This window comes from Devosia sp. MC532, from assembly GCF_016461625.1.
GTDB lineage: Bacteria > Pseudomonadota > Alphaproteobacteria > Rhizobiales > Devosiaceae > Devosia.
In genome coordinates this window covers 126,758-146,814 of record NZ_JAEMNZ010000002.1, presented here as the reverse complement: position 1 = coordinate 146,814, position 20,057 = coordinate 126,758, and the positions used below count along the sequence as shown (strand labels likewise).

The 20,057-nt window shown below is 58.2% G+C and carries 20 protein-coding genes; 16 read left to right on the top strand and 4 right to left on the bottom strand.

Annotation, left to right across the window (positions count from 1 at the left end; translation table 11 throughout):
- Positions 1 to 70: 70 nt before the first annotated feature.
- The 3 genes from JHC09_RS03685 to JHC09_RS03675 all read left to right on the top strand — a co-directional run bounded on the left by JHC09_RS03685 (position 71) and on the right by JHC09_RS03675 (position 5,100).
- On the top strand, positions 71 to 1,486 hold the full coding sequence (locus JHC09_RS03685; protein WP_199530867.1) for a pitrilysin family protein: 1,416 nt from the start codon (positions 71 to 73) through the stop codon (positions 1,484 to 1,486).
- The gene (locus JHC09_RS03680; protein ID WP_199530866.1) at positions 1,483 to 2,814 is read left to right on the top strand and encodes a pitrilysin family protein; all 1,332 of its coding nucleotides are present in this window, start codon (positions 1,483 to 1,485) and stop codon (positions 2,812 to 2,814) included. The genes JHC09_RS03685 and JHC09_RS03680 overlap by 4 nt, the downstream gene beginning before the upstream one ends.
- Positions 2,815 to 2,925: 111 nt before the next feature.
- Complete coding sequence (locus JHC09_RS03675; RefSeq protein ID WP_199530865.1) at positions 2,926 to 5,100, top strand: AI-2E family transporter; 2,175 nt, start codon at positions 2,926 to 2,928, stop codon at positions 5,098 to 5,100.
- Between the two features lie 32 nt (positions 5,101 to 5,132).
- On the opposite strand, the gene JHC09_RS03670 is transcribed toward JHC09_RS03675, so the two are convergent.
- The 4 genes from JHC09_RS03670 to JHC09_RS03655 all read right to left on the bottom strand — a co-directional run bounded on the left by JHC09_RS03670 (position 5,133) and on the right by JHC09_RS03655 (position 11,095).
- On the bottom strand, positions 5,133 to 6,725 hold the full coding sequence (locus JHC09_RS03670) for a GGDEF domain-containing protein (protein ID WP_199530864.1): 1,593 nt from the start codon (positions 6,723 to 6,725) through the stop codon (positions 5,133 to 5,135).
- A 111-nt stretch (positions 6,726 to 6,836) separates the two neighbouring features.
- Positions 6,837 to 9,011 (bottom strand): FdhF/YdeP family oxidoreductase, encoded by a 2,175-nt coding sequence (locus tag JHC09_RS03665; RefSeq protein ID WP_349236508.1) that lies wholly within the window; start codon positions 9,009 to 9,011, stop codon positions 6,837 to 6,839.
- Positions 9,012 to 9,441: 430 nt separating this feature from the next.
- A complete protein-coding gene (locus JHC09_RS03660; RefSeq protein WP_199530863.1) occupies positions 9,442 to 10,353 on the bottom strand; it encodes a hypothetical protein in 912 nt (303 codons plus the stop codon).
- Between the two features lie 394 nt (positions 10,354 to 10,747).
- The gene (locus JHC09_RS03655; protein ID WP_199530862.1) at positions 10,748 to 11,095 is read right to left on the bottom strand and encodes a hypothetical protein; all 348 of its coding nucleotides are present in this window, start codon (positions 11,093 to 11,095) and stop codon (positions 10,748 to 10,750) included.
- A 246-nt stretch (positions 11,096 to 11,341) separates the two neighbouring features.
- Here JHC09_RS03655 and JHC09_RS03650 point away from each other — a divergent pair, with 246 nt between their 5' ends.
- The 13 genes from JHC09_RS03650 (at position 11,342) to JHC09_RS03590 (ending at position 20,051) form a co-directional block, all read left to right on the top strand.
- On the top strand, positions 11,342 to 12,013 hold the full coding sequence (locus tag JHC09_RS03650) for an urease accessory protein UreD (RefSeq protein WP_349236507.1): 672 nt from the start codon (positions 11,342 to 11,344) through the stop codon (positions 12,011 to 12,013).
- Positions 12,014 to 12,022: 9 nt separating this feature from the next.
- Positions 12,023 to 12,325 (top strand): urease subunit gamma, encoded by a 303-nt coding sequence (locus JHC09_RS03645; protein ID WP_169195115.1) that lies wholly within the window; start codon positions 12,023 to 12,025, stop codon positions 12,323 to 12,325.
- A gap of 9 nt (positions 12,326 to 12,334) precedes the next feature.
- Positions 12,335 to 12,910, top strand: coding sequence for a HupE/UreJ family protein (locus tag JHC09_RS03640; protein ID WP_199530860.1), 576 nt, complete (start codon positions 12,335 to 12,337; stop codon positions 12,908 to 12,910).
- 9 nt (positions 12,911 to 12,919) lie between these two features.
- Positions 12,920 to 13,225, top strand: coding sequence for an urease subunit beta (locus JHC09_RS03635; RefSeq protein WP_199530859.1), 306 nt, complete (start codon positions 12,920 to 12,922; stop codon positions 13,223 to 13,225).
- A 50-nt stretch (positions 13,226 to 13,275) separates the two neighbouring features.
- Positions 13,276 to 13,695, top strand: coding sequence for a hypothetical protein (locus JHC09_RS03630; protein ID WP_169195112.1), 420 nt, complete (start codon positions 13,276 to 13,278; stop codon positions 13,693 to 13,695).
- 98 nt (positions 13,696 to 13,793) lie between these two features.
- Positions 13,794 to 15,503, top strand: a complete 1,710-nt coding sequence (ureC, locus tag JHC09_RS03625) for an urease subunit alpha (RefSeq protein ID WP_199530858.1) — start codon at positions 13,794 to 13,796, stop codon at positions 15,501 to 15,503.
- Between the two features lie 60 nt (positions 15,504 to 15,563).
- Entirely contained in the window at positions 15,564 to 16,679 is a 1,116-nt protein-coding gene (locus tag JHC09_RS03620) for a methyltransferase domain-containing protein (RefSeq protein WP_199530857.1), read from the top strand.
- Positions 16,680 to 16,758: 79 nt separating this feature from the next.
- The gene (locus tag JHC09_RS17155; protein WP_199530856.1) at positions 16,759 to 17,193 is read left to right on the top strand and encodes an MliC family protein; all 435 of its coding nucleotides are present in this window, start codon (positions 16,759 to 16,761) and stop codon (positions 17,191 to 17,193) included.
- A gap of 18 nt (positions 17,194 to 17,211) precedes the next feature.
- A complete protein-coding gene (locus JHC09_RS03610) occupies positions 17,212 to 17,796 on the top strand; it encodes a hypothetical protein (protein ID WP_169195108.1) in 585 nt (194 codons plus the stop codon).
- Positions 17,797 to 17,892: 96 nt separating this feature from the next.
- On the top strand, positions 17,893 to 18,474 hold the full coding sequence (locus tag JHC09_RS03605) for a hypothetical protein (RefSeq protein ID WP_199530855.1): 582 nt from the start codon (positions 17,893 to 17,895) through the stop codon (positions 18,472 to 18,474).
- A 19-nt stretch (positions 18,475 to 18,493) separates the two neighbouring features.
- Complete coding sequence (locus tag JHC09_RS03600) at positions 18,494 to 18,970, top strand: urease accessory protein UreE (RefSeq protein ID WP_199530854.1); 477 nt, start codon at positions 18,494 to 18,496, stop codon at positions 18,968 to 18,970.
- A complete protein-coding gene (locus JHC09_RS03595; RefSeq protein WP_199530853.1) occupies positions 18,967 to 19,623 on the top strand; it encodes an urease accessory protein UreF in 657 nt (218 codons plus the stop codon). The genes JHC09_RS03600 and JHC09_RS03595 overlap by 4 nt, the downstream gene beginning before the upstream one ends.
- Positions 19,620 to 20,051 (top strand): DUF3995 domain-containing protein, encoded by a 432-nt coding sequence (locus JHC09_RS03590; RefSeq protein ID WP_199530852.1) that lies wholly within the window; start codon positions 19,620 to 19,622, stop codon positions 20,049 to 20,051. Before JHC09_RS03595 ends, JHC09_RS03590 begins: the two co-directional genes overlap by 4 nt.
- Positions 20,052 to 20,057 lie beyond the last annotated feature (6 nt).

Sequence of the window (20,057 nt, the reverse complement as noted above, 5' to 3'; positions counted from 1 at the left end):
CCGCAGCAAAAGCCAAATGCCGCGCTTGCTCGGAATGTCGGCGTAATTTGAAGTCGGAGCTTATAAGTCAATGAACAGGACCATATCCTGGCCCCTAATCTCTGTTTTTCTGGTGTCTCCGGCATTTGCCGAAGATCTCCAGATCGTTCCCGATATCAGTCATTACACGCTGGATAACGGCCTACAGCTGGTGGTGATTCCCGATCACCGCGCTCCCGTCGTCACGCAAACGGCTTGGTACAAAGTTGGCTCAGCCGATGATCCGGTTGGTCAGTCCGGCATTGCCCACTTCCTCGAACACCTGATGTTCAAAGGCACCGAGAAATTCCCCGGTGGCACACTCGATCGTTTGGTCAGCGAATCCGGCGGCGACCACAACGCCTTCACCACCTATGACACCACCGCCTATCTCCAGACCGTGCCCGCCGATGTGCTGCCACAGATCATGGAGATCGAGGCCGACCGCATGCGCAATCTGCTTCTGCCCGAGGAGGTGATCGCCTCCGAGCGCTCTGTTGTCGAAAACGAGCGTCGTCAGGTCGTCGACTTTGATCCCGGCAGTGTTCTGAGCGAAGAGATCGACGCCACCCTCTTCCAGAACCACCCCTATCGCATTCCCATCATCGGCTGGGCGCACGAGATCGCGCAGCTCGATCAAGAAGATGCCCTCGGGGTCTATGAGCGGTTCTATGCTCCCAACAATGCAATCGTTGTGATTGCTGGAGACGTGACACCAGATGCAGCACTCAAGCTGGCCGAAGAGACCTATGGCAAAGTTCCGCGCGGGCCAGACCTGCCGGAGCGCGTTCGCCCGCAAGAGCCTACCCAAGAGACCACGCGCACGGTGACCCTTTTGGATGACCGCGTATCAACGCCAAGCTTTGTTCAGTCTTGGATTGTGCCCTCTTACCGCACGGCAGAGCCGGGCGAAGCGGAGGCACTCGACGTTCTCAGCGCCATCCTGAGCACCGGCACGCTCAGCCGTCTCAATCAGGAACTTTATATCAATTCAAGCGACGCCTCTTACGCCGCGACCTTTTACGACGGGGGCGCTTTCGACTATGGCACGTTCAGCCTGACCGCTTCGCCCCAACAGGGCATCGACCTCAAGGCGCTCGAAGCCAAAGCCTATGGCGAAATCGAAAAAATCATCGAGAGCGGCGTCACCGATGCCGAACTGGATCGCGTCAAAAACCGCTATCTGCGCAATATGATTTTCCGCCTCGATAGCGCTGCGGGCGTGGGCAATTACTATGGTTCCTGGCTCATCAACGGCATGACCATCGACGAGATCAACAACCGCCCCAACCAGATCCGCGCCGTCACCTCGGCCGATATTCAGGCTGTCGTCGCCAAATACCTGCGCCCCGAAATCTCCGTCACGGGCTATCTCCTGCCTAAGGCGCCAGCTGCAACCGGTGAGGCCCCTGCGCCCGCAGAGCCTGCCCCAAGCCTGGCCCCAGCAACCGAGGAGACAGTGCAGTGATCGCCTTCCCAATGACCAAATCTGTCCGTCTCGCCGCCGTGCTCGCCCCCGTTTTGCTGGGCACGCTCACACTCCCGGCTGTCGCTGAATCAAAGTTCAAGCAGTTCACCACGCCTGGCGGCATCTCCGCATGGATGGTGGAAGATCAGACCTTCCCCATCATCTCCATGTCCTTCGCATTTGAAGCCGGAGCGACCAAGGAGCCTGCGGAAAAAGCGGGCGTGGCCGGCCTTACCGCCGCTGTCATGACCGAAGCTACCGCGCAGCTTGATCCAAACCAACTCGCCGCCAAGGTCGAAGAGGTAGGGCTTGATCTCCAGCTATCTGCCGACAAGGATTACTTCTGGGGAAGCGCCCGCACCACGAGCGACCACGCCGACGAGGCTTTTGCGCTCATGGCCGAAGTGCTCAACGAGCCTCGGTTCGCGCAAGACGATCTCGATCGCGTGCGCCGCATCGCCATTGAAAACATTCGACGCAGTGCCGAAGACCCGAGCTATCGCGCTTCGCTTTTGTGGAACACCGCCATTTATGGCGACCACCCCTATGCTCGCCCGACCATCGGCACCGAGGAAACGCTGACCGCGATTGTGCCAGAAGACCTGCGCGCCTTTTACAAGGCTGGTCTCTCGCGCGACACGCTCAAGATCGGCATCATCGGCGCCGTGACCGAAGCTGAGGCCGGCGCGATCATCGATAAGGCTTTTGGCGCACTGCCTGAAAAGAGCACGCTGCCGACGGTTGCAACGGCCGAGGTGAACATTGGCGAAACTCTCGCCGTGGCATACCCGCTCCCTCAAACGAGCCTGCGCATCACCTATCCCGGCATCGCCATCGAAGACCCGGACTATTACCCAGCTCAGGTCCTCGTCGAGATGCTGGCGGGTGGTGGGCTCAGCTCCATCCTCAACACCGAAGTGCGTGAAAAGCGCGGCCTGTCCTATGGCGTGAGCGGCGGCCTTGCCAATTTCCGCTATTCCAACCTCATCACCTTCGGCACCTCCACCGAGCCACAAAACGCGGCCGAAGCGCAAACGGTGATCAATGACATCTTCAAGCAGATCGCCGAAGAGGGCCCGACCCAAGAGCAGGTCGATCTCTATAAGCGCTATCTGATCGGCTCCTACGCCATCAACAATCTGGGGTCCACCGGCGGTCTTGTCGGCACCATGGTCAGCAACCAATTGCTGAACCTGCCCCTCGATTACGTCGACACCCGCACCGAGCTGATTGAGGCCGTCACCCCGGAACGCGTACAGGCCGTGGCTAAACGCATCTTTGGCATCACACCAACAATTCTCACCGTCGGCCCAGAAGCCGCCGAGTAAAACGCCAATCTGGCGCACCGATCACTTCTGCTCGGTGCGCCAGAATTGACTTAGATTAGGCGGAACGAAGTCATCACGCCTTTGTTATGCTGACACTTAAGGATTGTCAGCATGTCAGAACTTCTACCGCCTCCCGCGACGCATTCACGTCGCCCCTCCGCTTTTGAAAGTGTCGCCACTTTCTGCCTCATCGCCGCTTTGCTCTTCTTCGGCGCAGGCATTTTTGTTCCTCTGGTTTTGGCGATCCTTCTCGCTTTTGCTCTCAATCCGGTCGTGTCCATGCTCAACCGCAGACTGGGTCTTCCCGACCCTGTCGCGGTGATTTTGGCCGTCCTTTTGGCCATGACCCTTTTGGCCGGTTTTGCGCTCCTCGCAGGCTCGCAAATCGCCCATCTGGCGCAAGAACTCCCCGGCTATCGCCAGACCATTCAAGGCAAAATCGAAGGCCTGCAAAGCCAGTTCAGCGGCCTGACATGGCTGGATCAGTTCAATGGTATGATCTCCAATATCGGCGCCGGCTTCGGCGGCAGTAGCGACGCGCCAGCCGTCACCGGCCAGATGAAGCCGATCCCGGTCTCCATCTCCAATGAACTAGGCCCCCTCAGCATCGTCACCTCGGTGATGGGCTCCATCGTTGGCCCTGTCGCGACCATTGCCATCGTCACCGTCTTCCTGATCTTCCTGTTAGTGGGCCGTGCTGATCTGCAAGATCGCTTCATTCGCCTTGTCAGCGCCGGTCGCTACTCGCTCACCAACCTCGCCATCACCGACGCCAGCCGTCGCGTTGGCCGCTATCTCATCATCCAGTTGTGCGTGAACATCACCTATGGCGTCATCTTTGGCATTGGCCTCTGGCTCATCGGTGTGCCGAGCGCCCCTCTGTGGGGCATGATGATCGTGCTGTTCCGTTACATCCCTTTCGTTGGCGCGCTGATCGTTGCCGTGCTCCCCTTCGCTCTCGCCTTCGCGGTCGATCCGGGCTGGAACATGCTGCTGATGTCGGTCGGTCTCTTCCTCATCATCGACCTCACCACCGCCAACGTCATCGAACCGCGCCTCTATGGCACAAGTACGGGCGTTTCCCCGCTCGCCATTCTGCTCTCCGCCATGTTCTGGGCCACGCTCTGGGGTCCTGTAGGCCTGATCCTCGCAACGCCCATGACCGTCTGTCTCGTCGTGATCGGGCGACACCTGCCGCAGTTCCAATTCCTCGAAACCCTTCTCGGCAGTGAACCCGTGCTCTCGCCCGCCGAACGCCTCTACCAGCGCATGCTTAAGGGCGACACCGAAGACGCGATTGATCTCAGCGACGACTATCTCGAAGAAAATGGCCGCGCCGCACTCATCGCCGATGTCATGCTTCCGGCACTGCGTCTGGGAACAACCGAGCTATCAGATCGCCCAGAGTCCCTGCCCCAGCGTCGCCAGCTCATCACCTCATTTGAAACCGTCATCGCCGACGTCTTCGAGCACGAGTTTGCCGATAATGCCTCCGTCCTCATCGTCGGCGGCCGCACCGAAATTGACGAAGCGGCCGCACGCCTCATCGGCCTAGAGCTGGCTGAGCGGACCATTCCCGCCACCATTCTTCCTCCCGGCGCCATCCGTCAGGAATCCATTGGCCGGCTAGACCTCGATCCGGTCGAAACCCTCGTACTGGTGTTCATGGGACGCGATGTGCGCGCTCAATGCCGCTATGTCGCTCGCCGTATTCGCCGCATGAGCCCCAATGTGCGCCTCATCGCTATCGTCACCAATGCGCTTGCCGCCGACGAAACCGCAGAATCGCTCCATGTCGATAACGTCTACCGCGACTTCCACAGCGCCGTAGATGGCATCTCGGAAGTCGCAACACCAAAAAGCATCGAGCCTTGGGAAGAGGTACCGCAACCCTTCGCCGGACTTGGTCGCGGTGATGATGCTCTGGGTCAGGAACTCGACGCGATAGCCGAGCGCTTTGGAGTTCCGGCAGCGCTCATCAATCTGATCGACGATGACCGTCACCTCGACGATGGCGATGCTGCCAAACTCACCCAGCTGGTTGTTGCCGACAACGCTCCACTGATCGTCCACGCAGCAACGCCGGACGAGCGCATCGGCGACAACTCATATCTGGTGACCAACGGCATAGACTTCTACGCCGCGGTCCCGTTAACGGTCGCCAACGGCACCACCCCGCTCGGCGCACTGGTTCTCTTGGACTACGAGCCACACGAAGGCTTCACGGAGGACGATCTCGCACGCCTCAAACAAGAGGCCGCAAAGCTCGTCGAAAACTTCGCTTAGCAACAATCCCAGTGCCCGCGTGACAGCGGGCACTACTCCGCCGGCAGCGCGGCGACGGACGACCGGCCATCGGCAATGACCTGATCACGCCCGGCCTTCTTGGCAACATAGAGCCGCCTGTCCGCCTCTGCCAGCAGCTGTGGCCCGCTCAAAATGCCCGTCTCAACCAAGCCAATACTCACCGTCACCTTCAATCCCGGGGCCAGATCACTAAAGTCCGTCTCCCGCACAGCGGCCGTAATTTGCCAGGCAAGTGGCGCCGCAGCTTCCAACGACACATTTGGAAATAGCAGTCCGAACTCTTCCCCCCCGATGCGGTAAGGCCGCATGTCCGGATCGATCGTGCGCAGCAGTTGTGCAACCCTGCGCAGAACCTCATCCCCGACAATATGCGAGTATTGGTCGTTGACGAGTTTGAAGTGGTCGATGTCGAGTATCGCCAAGGACGATTTTGCATGCCCCATCGTGTCGAAGGCACTGTTAAACGCACGCCTATTCGGAATCTCCGTGAGCGGATCGACACCCGCCTGCATCTCGAGCTCTTCCGTTCGCTTGCGCAATTTGTCGTTCGTCAACTGCATATCGACCACGACAGCGCGTTGCCGCGTCCGATCATCGCTCTGCCGGATATAGGCAGCATGAAAGCTGCGATGGAACGACAAGGCGCGTGCGAAATCGCCCTTGAGCTCCCAAATATCAGCCAAGCGTTGCAAGCTTTGAACGATCTGATCACTGATGGAATGTTGCGATGCGATCCGCTCGGACTCGACATAAGCGGCAAGCGCCTCGTCAATGCGCCCCATATTCCGAAACACTTCGCCCCTTGTGTAGAGCATATGCGTTCGCGCTCGCGGGCCATGCTTGCCAGGCAAGGTCTCAGCTTCCACTAAATCTTTCAGCGCCCGGTCGAAATGGCCGCAATAGGCCAACAGCTCTGCACTGTTACACAGCGCCACCGACAAATTCCAGAGGTCACCGGCGGCCCGCGACACATCGGCGGCCGCCCTTAGGGTTTTGGTCGCATCATCTATGACCTGCTCGCCATTCATACCGGGATCGATCTTGTCGGCGACCAATATTGCCGAGAGGGTGGCGTAAGATCCGTTGACCAACGTCAGGGCAATCGTGCTCTCGTCGCCGGAAGCATAGGCGAGATCAAGCGCCTCTTTCAGCATTTGCGATGCCAAGGTTCTCTCATTGCAGACGACCAGCGCTACGGCCTTACAATTCAGCGTGAAAGCATGAAGTGCAGGATCAGCCGTTCGCGAGGCGATAACCACAGCCTCACTGGCGATCTCAAAGCTAATGTCGCTCAGGCCCAATTCCAAAATCAGCCACGAGTAAACCGCCAGAGACAGGGCATGTCCCCAGTCGTTCTCCGTCTGCGAGAAGTAATTGCGGGCTGCGTCAGCGGCCTGCACGCCTTCGTGAGGATAGCCGAGCTGCAAGCAGAACCATCCGATACACCGGTTGCATTCCGCCTCAGCCTCGAGGTCGCCTGCAGCTTGGGCCTGGGTCAGCAACACGCGCGCTTGCTCCAGCCCCTCGAACGAGCGGCCAACACGTCCATGGTCCCAACACTCTCGGGCGAGCTCTACCAGCTGCTTGTTTGAAACGTCGTTCAACAGACCCTCCGATGGAGCCAGCGTGACCGACTTATGTAAATAAATTTAGAAACAAAAATCAAAAAACATCAAAACAGTACAAATGATTATCTGCGCTACTGAACTCTTTCTCTACAATATAGATCGAATGCTAATCGGAACCGACTTGAACGCAGGCGTCTTGCTACGCGGATCTACTTCCGTTCCCACCAGCACATTGGCCTCGGGGTAGTACGCCATAGCGCTGCCAACGGGCAGATCAAAGCTGGTGGCAATGCCAACCATCTCTCCGGCCTCTGATGAAACGGCAATTCGCTCCCCCTCGCGGACGCCAAAACGCGCCATGTCTTGCGCATTGAGAAACACCGAATAGCGCCCCGCCTTGCCGCGATAGCTATCCTCTTCCTCATAGATAATGGAATTGAACTGGCCTTCGCTCCGCACTGTCGCGAGCATCAATTGATCTGGCCTCATCTGTGGAATTGGCGTCACCACAAAATGGGCTTTGCCATCCACCGTGCCGAAACTGGGCGTGTGCATGACCCGGTTCTGAATATGGAATTCGCGCTTGGCGACATCGATATCGGCCAAGCCCTCCATGCCCGGAACAATGGCCGCAATGGCGTCGCGAATTTTGCTGTGCTTGGAAAAGCCGTCAAAATCAATTGGACTGCCCGGCAATATCCGCTGACCCAACTGCCCCAAAATCCAGCTTTCTGGGCGCACTGTCTCGATGCGTTCAATGCCGCCATCCGAGAGGCGAACGAAGTTGAACATCGACTCTTGCGTTGTCGGTTCCCATTCTTCGTCGCGCGCCGTTACCGGCAAGATCATCACCTCACCGTCGCCCAGCCCATGAACATGGCCCTGATTGAGCGTCGTGGTCAGAAACAGCTTGAACCCTATATTGCCCATGGCCCGGCTGGAAAATGCTGTGTCTGGCGTCGCCGCCCACAGATTGCCGCCCATAATCACAGCAGCATCAATCTCCCCCGCCTCGGCGCGCTTCATGCAAGCCATGGTGTCGAGACCCTTCTCCTCAGGGAAGGTGACGCCAAAAGCCTCTTCCATCTTGGCCAACACATCCTTGGCCAAAACAGGCTTCACACCAATCGTGCCGATGCCCTGCACATTGGAGTGCCCGCGCAGTGGCAACAGGCCCGCGAAGCGTTTGCCCAACATGCCGCGCACCAGAGCAAGATTTGAAATCGCCTCAACATTGGCAACACCGTGAACATGGTGGGTCATCCCCATGCCCCAGGCAAAAACCGCGTGTTTGGCCCGGCCATAATTGGCCGCCACACGTTCAATCTCTTCTCGTGCAATCCCACAGGCCGAAACGATCTCGTCCCAGCTCAGCGCCTCAAGATCGCTCCTGAAAATCTCGAACTCGGCGCTATGGGCTCGGATAAAATCCGCGTCCTCGGTCCCCTGCTCAAGCACGGCCTTGGCCAGTCCCTTGAACAGCGCAATGTCCGAGCCGATGCGCGGCTGCAAATAGTCTGACGCAATATCGCTCCCGCCCTTGAGCATGGACATCGGCGATTTCGGCACCGCAAACTTGACCAGCCCCGGTTCCTTGGCCGGGTTGATCACAATCACCTGCCCGCCCCGCTCGCGGCAGTTCTTGAGCATATGAATAAAGCGCGGGTGGTTAGACGATGGATTGGCCCCGATGACAAAGATCAAATCGGTCCCGGTCAAATCCTCTAATTCAACGGTTGCCGTGCCCTTGCCGATTGTCGTCGCAAGGCCCTCGCTGGTCGCCTGATGGCAATAATAGGAGCAATTGTTGACATTGTTGGTCCCATAGGCCCGCGCCAGCAATTGGAACAGGAACCCCGCCTCATTCGAGCTGCGGCCGGACGAATAAAAGAAGGTGCGACGCGGGTCGGTCTCGGCCAAACGGTGTGCTGCATGCTCAAGCGCAGTGTCCCAATCGATCGGGACAAACCTGTCTGATCCGGCGCGACGGAACAACGGCATCCCCAAACGCCCCAGATGTTCCATTTCTTTGCCGGTCAGCTCGCCCAACTCAGCAATGCTGTGTTCAAATATTGGATGTGGAATGGCGGGCTGGATATCGGTCGACTGCGCCTGCACACTCTTGTTGCAAACCGATGGAAACTCATCGAGTTCGTTGGTCATGCCGCCGTGCTGGCCACCCATGCCATAGGCGCAAGCCTTGCAGGTGTTCTTGGCCGTCAGTGCCTTGGTGGCTTTGCCCACCCCCATCTTGCCGATGGTTGAGAGCGTATAGAGCACCTTCTTGGGGCCACCGCCCACAATTGCACTGGTATCGGCCACGAAACTTACCCTCCCCCGAAACAGGTCGGCTATTCTCATGCCCTGACGAGGCAGACGCAAGTGCTGGCTGCGCGAGTTTGAGAAGTGAGGATGATTTTGGTTTTCAAGAAAACCCGCCCCGATCTGTTCCCGTTCCCTCCGTTGAACAAATCGGGGCGTTAAGCCCGGGCGCCCTTATCACCCGAGCCGGGTAACTGAAAACTCAGTGGAGGCAAGTGCTACATGCTCATTGCCCTGCACGCCATTGGCCAAAAGGTTAGTGCGCCATCAGAAAAACCTAGGCTCTGAACCTGTGCAAGCATTTTCAAACAAAATCGCCGCGAAAATCTTTTGCTGCCTATTTCCTGCGCTTTGTGCTGCCTTTTTGAAGGCCACAAAACCGAGAAGGGCCGGCCACAGGCCGACCCTCTTTTGCTGCTGTTTTGCTGTTTTAATAAACGAACATCGTCAGCTGCGAGCCATTGCGATGAACTGCAAACACTCTGTCTGGCTTGTGCGAGGTTCGGCTGAGCGAAGCATTGAGCAATGCATCACCCGAAACTGCATATTGAAGATTTGGGGCCATGCCTGTCTGGGCCATGGCCGACTTCAGCCAGTTGCGCAGTTCTGGACAGACATTGACCTTCTGCACCTGCACATTGCTCGCCCGGTTCCAACCGTCAAACTTAGTGCCCTGCATCATCTGCGCGAGTTGAGCGCTCGAAACGCCATTGCAAACGATCCCTGCAGCAGCGGGGCCGCCGCTACCGTTTCGACCTCCTGCGCCAAGCGCACCAAAGTTGATGACCTGCATACCGCCACCAGCACCAGGTGCGCCCGGATTGCCGGGATTGCCGGGAGTACCCGGCCCGCCAGGACCACCAGGACCTCCTGGGCCACCCGGAAGGATACCGATGCTCACCACGTCCGGTCCAAGCAGACCAACGTCGACAAGCGTTGTTCCACCCAGACCAACATTGGCATTGATGCCACCGCTGGTGTTCACATTGGCCGTAACGGCACCATTGCCAACATTGGCGTCGAGCAAGCCGCCACCGCCGCCGCCAAGACCAATGTCCACCAAAGCGCCCGTGTCTGCAGAGCCAGAGCTGACGCCGACGAGACCGCCAACATTAAGGCCGCTACTTGAGTCCGAACTGGAGCCTCCGCCTCCGCCCAAACCGCCGGTAACAGTCTCAGTGACCGAGCTCAGTGTGTCCGTGACACCGCTGAGCAAGCCACCGCCACCGCTATCACTTCCGCCGCCACCAAGAAGACCTCCCAAAAGTCCCTGAGAATGTGCCGGAATAACCGATCCTACCATCAGCGCCGCAGACAGTAGGGCAATGCCCATTTTCGTCATGATCAACTCCCGTAAGCGCGAAACACGCTATACGGATAAATCCGCATGAATACTTATGTTGCATCACGCGACCATAATCTAGAAAACACAGATTCCAAATAGTAACGCCGTTATTTTCACTATATTTCAAAATAGAACTATTTAATTCCTTACTTAGCCAAGCCCTTGAAAAAGAGCGCGAAGTTGAAACTTCGCGCTCCTGGGAAGTGAGCAAGGAGCGTCAGCCTCGCTCACTCCACCTTCGTAAGGCCGTCAGATCGCCAGCCTAATTTGCTCGGGGCTTGGGATAAATCCGAACGCCACGCCCCGCAGCGGTTTCCGCAATACGTCGTCAGTGCAGGCACCAATAAAAACGCCCGGTCGAAACCGGGCGCTTTTAGCGGAGTGTGATGGGTTACTTAACCCAACCACCTTCCTTGCACTGCTCAAGAGTGATCACGCTAAGATCGATCGTGGTCGTGGCCTGAGCCAAACCTTCAGCGGCTGGCTTGTCGCCACCCGTTGGCTCCACATTCGCAACACCACCAGCGGCAGCGTCGCTCAGAGTATTGTTTTCAGTCGCGTTCATTTCGGAAGATCCACCAGCGGCTAGGGCGATCTCATCGCATTTGGCCTGCACAGCAGCCACATCGCCTTCAATCACGGGATTACCAGAGATGGTCTTGGCGTCTTGCGCCATCGCTGGAACGACCATCATGCCAACAGTTAGTGCAAAAATTGAAATTGCCGATTTCATATGCATTTTAGTGTCCTGTATGGTGTTTCGTACAAGAGCTCTTGCTCGTCCGACAAATGGAAGTGCGACAGAAACGTTCCGATGGGTGCGATCACGTCAGAAAAACTGATCTATGCTGGCCTTCAGCGAGCCCGCGGCACTGGCCGGGTCTCAACGAAACAATTCAGCGGGCGCACGCACTTAGCCAGCCTGTTCCAAGATGGCTGCGCCAAGATCCGCCTCCCCAGAACCCGTTCACATTCTCTAGAGGCCGTGCTCATTAACACCGCTGGCGGCATCACCGGAGGCGACCAAATTGAATGGTCAGCGTCGGTCGAAGCAGCAGGTCACCTTGTCCTGACCACCCAAGCCTGCGAACGCAGCTATCGCTCCACCGGCCAGACGGCCCGTATCCAGACCACTCTTGAAGTTGGCAAGAACGCCCATCTCGATTGGCTCCCGCAAGAGACGATCCTGTTTGAAGCCAGCAAGCTCGCCCGCGGCCTCAACATACATCTTGCCGAAGGGGCGACCCTCACCGCTATTGAGGCGGTGTTGCTCGGTCGCGAGGCGATGGGCGAAGATGCACGCGACGCCGAGCTCTCCGACAACTGGCGTATCTACCGCTGTGGTCGGCTGATCCACGCCGAAGCCACCAAACTAACCGGCACAGCTGCAGAGCGCGATGCCAACGCTCTCCTGTCCGGAGCACGCGCCTTCGCCTCGATTGTACACATTACCAAGACCAGCGATGAAGCCGAGCGTATTGCTGACCGCCTCCGCGCGCTCATCCCTCCACACAGCCGCACTGCCATATCGGCCAATGGCGAGCGCGTCGTCCTGCGTGCGGCTGCGCCCTCAGGCATAGAACTGCGCCGGACCATCGTTCCCATACTCACAGCTCTCGCCGCAACCGGGACCCTACCCCGCCTTTGGCATCTCTAGGAAACGCCCATGAACCTCACGCCTCGCGAAAAAGACAAGTTGCTCATTGCCATGGCTGCCATCGTGGCGCGTCGACGACTTGAGCGTGGGGTCAAACTCAACCACCCCGAAGCGATCGCCCTGATCACCGATTTCGTGGTCGAAGGCGCTCGCGATGGCCGCCCCGTCTCGGAGCTCATGGAAGCGGGCGCTCACGTCATCACCCGCGATCAGGTGATGGAGGGCATTCCAGAGATGATCCATGACATTCAGGTCGAAGCGACATTCCCCGACGGCACCAAGCTCGTCACCGTGCATCAACCCATCCGATAAGGCTGTACCATGCTCAAACGCCTTCTTCTTGCCCTCGCCGCCACAACCATCGCCACCGTCCCGGCATTCGCCCATCTCGACCCGGAGGCTCATGGCTCCTTCGCCGCCGGCTTCAGTCACCCTCTGTTCGGCCTCGACCACATCCTGGCTATGGTCGCCGTTGGCTTGTGGGCGGCCCAGCAATCAGGTCGCGCCATCTGGCTCGTTCCAGCCGCGTTCGTTGGCACCATGGCGCTCGGCTTCCTCGCAGCTATCCTCGGCATGCCCCTCCCCTTGGTTGAGCCGGTCATTCTCGCCTCGGTCATCTTCATCGGCCTCGGCATTGCCTTAGCCCTCCCCGTTCCACCAGTCGCAGTGGCAGGCCTTGTCGCCTTCTTCGCCTTCTTCCACGGCCACGCACATGGTGGGGAATTGGGTGCGGCTGGCGCTTCGCAATTCGCGCTAGGCTTTATTGTCGCAACTGCTATTTTGCACGCCGTCGGTATTGGGGCCGCTCAGTTGTTTGCGCGACTGTCCGCTCCCCTTGCGACGCGTCTGGTCGGCGCAGCCACAGCATTCGCTGGTGCGTGGCTTGCATTTGCATAAGGAGTCTTGATGATCCCCGGTGAAGTCATTCCTGCAAGCGGCGAGATTGAGCTCAATCGTGGCGCAGTGCAGATCACCCTCGAAGTTGCAAATGCGGGTGATCGGCCCATCCAAGTTGGCTCGCACTACCACTTCTACGAAACGAATCCTAGGCTGCTGTTTGATCGTCAGCAGGCGCGTGGCATGCGCCTCGACATACCAGCGGGCACGGCTGTGCGTTTCGAACCCGGACAGGCGCGAGAGGTCAAACTCGTGCCCATCTCCGGCGACCGCAAAATCTATGGCTTTCGCCAATCCGTCATGGGCGCACTGTAAACGCCCAATTCCTTAAACTCGATGTGCGCTGCACACGACCGGCAAAGAAAATGACCCAGGAAACAATCAACGAAAACAATAAAGAAGCGTTCTTCAAGCGTCATTTCATTGCCGTGATCGAGGACTTGAAGGAAAATGGCTTCAACGACGGCGAAGCCATGGCCATGATTGGCTCGCTAGCGCTCACCGTGTCTGAAGGGCTCGGGCACAAAAAGTGGAGCGAAGCGAAGGCCGCGTGCACTCGCGAGCAATATGACGCTCTGCTCCTGACCTTCCAGCAGCAGGGCGAAAAGGCCCATGCCGAAGGGTTAAGCAAGCAGGCCTACGCCATCCAAACGCTCTCCACCGCACTCGTGGCCGCGACCCAGCGCAAAGACCCACACATCGCGCAGGGCGAGCCCCTGCTCGACGACATCATCGATGAAGCGATCACCTTCTACGAAACCTTCAAAGACACGACCGTGAATTAAATCAGAGCTGGCGCAAGCCAGCTCTCTTGTTTTCAGCCGCCAAACCGGCCAATCTGAGCCTTGGGAAGCTTCTGTTCCGGGCTCATACGGGACATAAAATGCCAGCACGTATCTCGCGCGCCAGCTATGCCGACATGTACGGCCCGACCACCGGCGATAAAGTCCGGTTGGCGGATACGGAACTCTTCATTGAGGTGGAGAAGGACTTCACCACCTATGGCGAAGAGGTCAAATTCGGTGGCGGTAAAGTCATCCGTGATGGCATGGGCCAATCGCAGCGCACCCGCGCTCAGGGCGCCGTTGATACTGTCATCACCAACGCATTGATCGTCGATCACACCGGCATCTATAAAGCCGATGTCGGCCTCAAGAACGGCGTCATCTCCGGCATTGGCAAAGCGGGCAATCCGGACACCCAGCCGGGCGTAGACATCATCATCGGCCCTTCAACAGAGGCGATCGCCGGCGAGGGTAAAATCCTCACTGCGGGGGGCATGGACGCCCATATCCACTTCATCTGCCCCCAGCAGATCGAAGAAGCGCTGATGAGCGGCGTCACCACCATGCTCGGCGGCGGCTCCGGCCCGGCTCATGGCACGCTCGCCACGACGTGCACTGGCGCTTGGCACATCGAACGCATGATCGAAAGCTTCGACGCCTTCCCGATGAACCTTGCTCTCGCTGGCAAGGGCAATGCGGCCGTTGCCGCCCCGCTCGAAGAAATGATCCTCTCCGGCGCTTCCTGCCTCAAGCTGCACGAAGACTGGGGCACCACCCCCGCCACCATCGACAATTGCCTCTCAGTCGCTGACGATTACGACGTGCAGGTGATGATCCACACCGATACGCTCAATGAATCTGGCTTTGTCGAAGACACGGTCGGCGCCTTCAAAAGCCGCACCATCCACGCCTTCCACACCGAAGGCGCGGGCGGCGGTCACGCTCCGGACATTCTCAAAGTCGCGGGCCTGCCCAACGTCATTCCCTCCTCGACCAATCCGACCCGTCCCTACACGGTCAACACCATTGCCGAGCATCTCGACATGCTCATGGTGTGTCACCACCTCGATCAATCGATCCCGGAAGACGTCGCCTTCGCCGAAAGCCGCATCCGTAAGGAAACCATCGCGGCCGAAGACATTCTGCACGACATGGGCGCACTCTCGATCATTTCCTCCGACAGCCAAGCCATGGGCCGCGTCGGCGAAGTGCTGATCCGCACCTGGCAAACCGCCGATAAAATGAAGCGTCAGCGCGGTCGCCTGCCGGAAGAAACCGGCGATAACGACAATTATCGCGTCCGCCGCTACATCGCTAAATACACCATCAATCCAGCCATCGCCCACGGCATGAGCCACCACATCGGCTCAATCGAAGTTGGCAAGCGCGCCGACCTCGTCCTCTGGAACCCAGCCTTCTTCGGCGTCAAACCTGAAATGATCCTGCTCGGCGGCTCGATTGCAGCAGCGCCCATGGGCGATCCAAACGCCTCCATCCCGACCCCGCAACCGATGCACTATCGCCCGATGTTCGCCGCCTACGGCAAGTTAGCGTCGCGCTCCTCGGTCGTATTCATCTCACAAGCCGCACACGACGCTGGGCTGCGCCACCGCCTCGGCGTCGACAAACAGCTTCTTCCGGTCTCCAACACGCGCGGCGGCATCGGCAAAGCCGCGATGAAGCTCAACACCGCAACCCCGAACATCGAAGTGCATCCTGAGACCTATGAAGTGCGGGCCGATGGCGTCCTGCTCACCTGCGAGCCCGCAACAATACTCCCTATGGCACAACGGTATTTTCTCTTCTAAGTCTGTTTGACACTCCCCCCTCGCTGCCGCACATTGCTGCCGTTGCGAGGGAGGTGCGCCATGTCTAAGTCCAAAGGATTCCCCAAGAATCCCGTACAGGCGCTGCGAGCCCAAGAACTCCTCACGGCGCTGCAACAGTTGACCGCCGCCAATGATTGGAAGCGCGCCGCACCCCTTAGCCTTGAGCTCACCCGCATCGCACCAGAGCTGACTGAGGCCCATGACATCATGGGCCGCGTCGCCTTCCAAACAACGGCATTCGACATTGCTGAAACCTGCTTTGAACGCGCTGTTGCGCTCGGGCCTGTCAATGCTATGCGGCTGCACGCTTGGGCTACCGCGCTCATCGCTCGTGGCAATTTCAAAGCCGCTGAAAGGGCGCTGGAACGCGCCCTCGTCTTCCGCCCCAAAGACCCGCAGATCTCCTGCGATCTGGCCGACGCCTATCTCGCCCAAGACCGCTCGAGCGACGCCTTCAAGCTCTTCCGCTCCGTCGCAAAGCAAAACCCGGCCAACAGCTATGCCCGCCACATGCTGTCGGCGTTGTCAGACGCCCGCCAGCCAGATCGGACCTATGTCACCAATCTCTTCGACAGCTATGCGCCAATGTTCGATCAGCACCTGACCGGCGCGCTGCACTACCGCATCCCCGAGATTGTCGCCGAGGCCGTAACGCCCTACAGCCCCTTCGCATCGGTGCTCGACCTGGGCTGCGGTACCGGTCTCATCGCGGAGGCGCTCAAGGGTAAGTATGCAGCAATCGACGGCGTCGATCTCTCGCCCCGCATGATCGAGAAGGCCGCAGAACGCGGTCTCTACCGAACCCTCTCCACGGGCGACTGTGTCGACACTCTCAAAGCCAGTGCGGATCTGGCATCGCGCTATGGCCTCATAGCCGCGCTTGATCTGCTCATCTACATCGGCCCCGCCGAAGACTTGTTCCAAGCTGTCGCCGCAAAACTCAGTCCAAAGGGCATCTTCGTCTTCACCACCGAAGCCGCCGACACCCCGGAAATAGCCATCCGCTCAAGCGGGCGTTTCGCCCACTCGTCTGAGTACATTCGAGCCTGCCTTGCCGCCAATGGGCTCGCGGTCCTTGACCAACAGCATCACACGATCCGTCTCGAGCACGAAAAGCCTATCCCGGGTGAAGTCTATATTTGTCGACGAAACTGAACTTGCCTAATCCACGAATAGCCATGATTGTGTGCCCGTGATTGGGCTATTCGCATCAACCGCTTGATTGGAGAGTTCCGTGACAGTGATACGCATAATTTCGGCCATCGGCCTTATCTTGGCCAGCACTGGCGCGGTTCTAAGCCAGGACGCTGTAGCCCCAGAAGAAGTGCCAGCACTAACCGCTCCCGCACTGAACACTGCAGCCGTTTCGCTGGCCATCTCCATTGATACCGCAGGCGATATTGACCGGAAAATGGTCAGCTATGCCTGCGAAAACGGCGTCACCTTGCCCGTTCAATATATCAACGCAGCGCCGAACTTCCTCGCGATTGTGCCGGTAGATGGCGCCAATCTGCTGATGGTCACCACCCTATCCGGCTCGGGGGCACGATATGTCGCCGGTCCATATGAATGGTGGAGCACAGGGGATGACGCGACCTTGCGAGACCTGATGCAGGATGAGGATAGTGACCCACTCCTTAGCTGCACCGCTGTCGTAAACACTCCATAAAAACCGGAGGGGGAGGCGATGGACTTAGAAAGCCACACTGTCGACCTCTTCGCTCATACCCGCATCGTGATTGGAATGGTGATCGGTCTGGGGATCACCCGGACCCTTCTCACCTTCGCCAATATCATTCAAACACCGAAGACCCACACCAGATCGCTGCTCCACCTGCTATGGCTCGGCGCCATGCTCGTTGAGCTGGCACTATTCTGGTATATCCACATTGAACTGGTTCTGCTGCCGCATTGGAACTTCGGCTATTTCGCCTTCTATGTCGGCTATGCGATCGTGCTCTATATGCAGACGGCTCTGCTTACCTCAGACAGAGCACCAGACCATGGTGGCTACCAGGAATTCTTCATTGAGCGGCGCCACTGGTTCTTTGGCTTCTTCATCGCAAGCCAAGTCTTTGATATCTTGGATACAATCTTCCTAGCGCCAAAAGAACAGTTGGAACCGGCCGACCTGATTGTTGGCGGCGTCTTTATCGTTCTAGGCCTCGCTGGATGGATATCGAAGAAGAGGCGTGTCCATTACACCATTATCACGCTGCATATGCTGGGCTTGGCCATTGTGAGCTTCTTCTACGCGATTGAAACAATCTAGCGCTCAGACAAAATAATAAATGTTCAATACTAAGCCATTAGGCTTGGTCCTTGGGTATATAGCTCTCGTGCATTGAGCCATGCCGCAAGGATAACCATGGAACACTTGACGTCTTCCGAAATATTCCTTCACGTCCGAGTACTTCTCGGCACAGTGATCGGCCTGGGTCTCGCCCGTTTGATCATGACCGTCGCTGGCATCATTCAGCACCCCAAGCGCGCAAGATCCTCACTCCTGCACATGCTCTGGGTGTTCTCCATGATCATCGAGCTGGTGCTCTTCTGGTGGTGGGAACTCTCCCTCTACTCAGTTCACGAGTGGACCTTCGGCGTCACCGGCTTCCTCGTCATCTATGCGATGCTGCTCGTCCTCATCGCCACCATTCTCGCCCCCGACCACATTTCTGAATACTCTGGCTACGAGGACTTCTTCCTCAAACGCCGCCGTTGGTTCTTCGGCCTCTTCGCCGTCGTCGCCATCTTCGACGTTATCGACAACGCCATCAAAGGCGGCGTCTACAGTGCACGCTTTGGCGATGGTTATGCCCTGCAGGCCGGAACTGGCATCATTGTTGCTTTGATTGCATGTTACAGTAGCAATCGCGCCCTCCATCTCACGATCGTTGGGCTGCATTTCGTCTATCAAGCCTATCTGATGAGCAAGTACTTCAACGGCTAGCTCACGACGAGGAAACTTCATGCGCCGAGTGACCGACATTATCGCATCCGATCCGTCAGCCACCCCGCCCTATGACAGCATAAAGCTCGAACACGCTGAGCGTCGCCTGCGGCGCAAGGTGTTGCGCCTCTCTGGAGGCGATGAAGTCCTCATTGACCTGCCGCAAACCACAACCCTTGATCACACCAGCCTGCTCTTGCTGGACGACGGCCGCACCGTCAGCATTATTCCGGCCGAGGAACTTCTCTACGAAATTCGGGCCAAAGACCCCACCCACCTCATCCGTCTGGGCTGGCATATCGGCAATCGCCATACCCCCGCCCAACTTGAAGAAACACGCATCCTGATCCAGCGCGACCACGTCCTCAAAACCATGCTCGAAGGATTGGGCGCGACAGTCACCAATGTGAGCGAGCCCTTCTTCGCTGAGCACGGCGCTTATCACAGCCACGCGCATGCCGATGCAGGCCACGCCCTCCTCGCCAAACGCTCATGACCTCAGACCTGCAAAAGCTCCTGACTTGGTTGTCCCCGGCCTTCCCGGTGGGCGCATTTGCTTGGTCGGCTGGTCTCGAAACGGCCATTGTGCAGGGCACAGTTAGAGATCGCGCCACGACAGAGGAATGGGTAGCAGCAACGCTCGAGCACGGCAGCATCAAGACCGACGCGATCCTGCTCGCGCACGCCCACATGTCTCATGCCGATCAGGCGACACTGCGCGACTTGGCCGACTTGTGCCTGGCCCTCACCCCAGCGCGGGAGCGCCACGCCGAGACGGTCCTAACCGGCAACGCCTTCGTGCTGGCGAGCGCCGCCTGGCCGACCGAAAGCCCTCTCGCCCTGCCCAAACCCTGTCCCTATCCCATCGCGATAGGGGCAACAGCCGGTGCACACGGCATCGACGCCCTAGCCACAACTACCGCCTTCCTCACCAGCACAGTGCACAGCCAAGTGTCTGTCGCCGTGCGCCTCGTCCCGATCGGTCAAAACGATGGCCTCGCCATCATGGCCAGCCTCGAACCCAGAATTCTCAAATTGGCCGAAATTTGCTTGGCAGCAACACTGGACGATATCGGTTCGGTAGCCTATTGCGCAGACATCGCACAGATGCAGCACGAGACTCTGGGCACGAGGATATTCCGATCATGAGCATGTTGATTGCCGCTTTTGTTTGTATCGCCCTCTTGGCGATCTCCGTCTCCCACTTCGTCTGGGGCGTCGGCCTATCTTGGCCCTTGAAGAACCGCAAACTACTTGCGCAAACCGTCGTCGGCTTTACTGGCGTTGAGAAAATGCCAAACCCATTGCTGACCTTGGCAGTTGCCATCGGCACCTTCTATGCGGCCTTCATCGCCCTCGCGATGGCCGACCATGACGGTGGCGGCACCAATCTCAACCTCGTCGGCGGCGTCATTGCAGCGATCTTCCTGGCCCGCGGTATCGTTGGCTACACACCGAAGTGGCAAGCCATAACCGCCGAACCCATTTTCCGTCTCAACGACAAGCGCGTATATTCGCCACTCTGCCTGTTTATTGGGCTAGGGTTCCTGTCGCTCATCCTCCTTCGCCTCATCTAGTCTCTC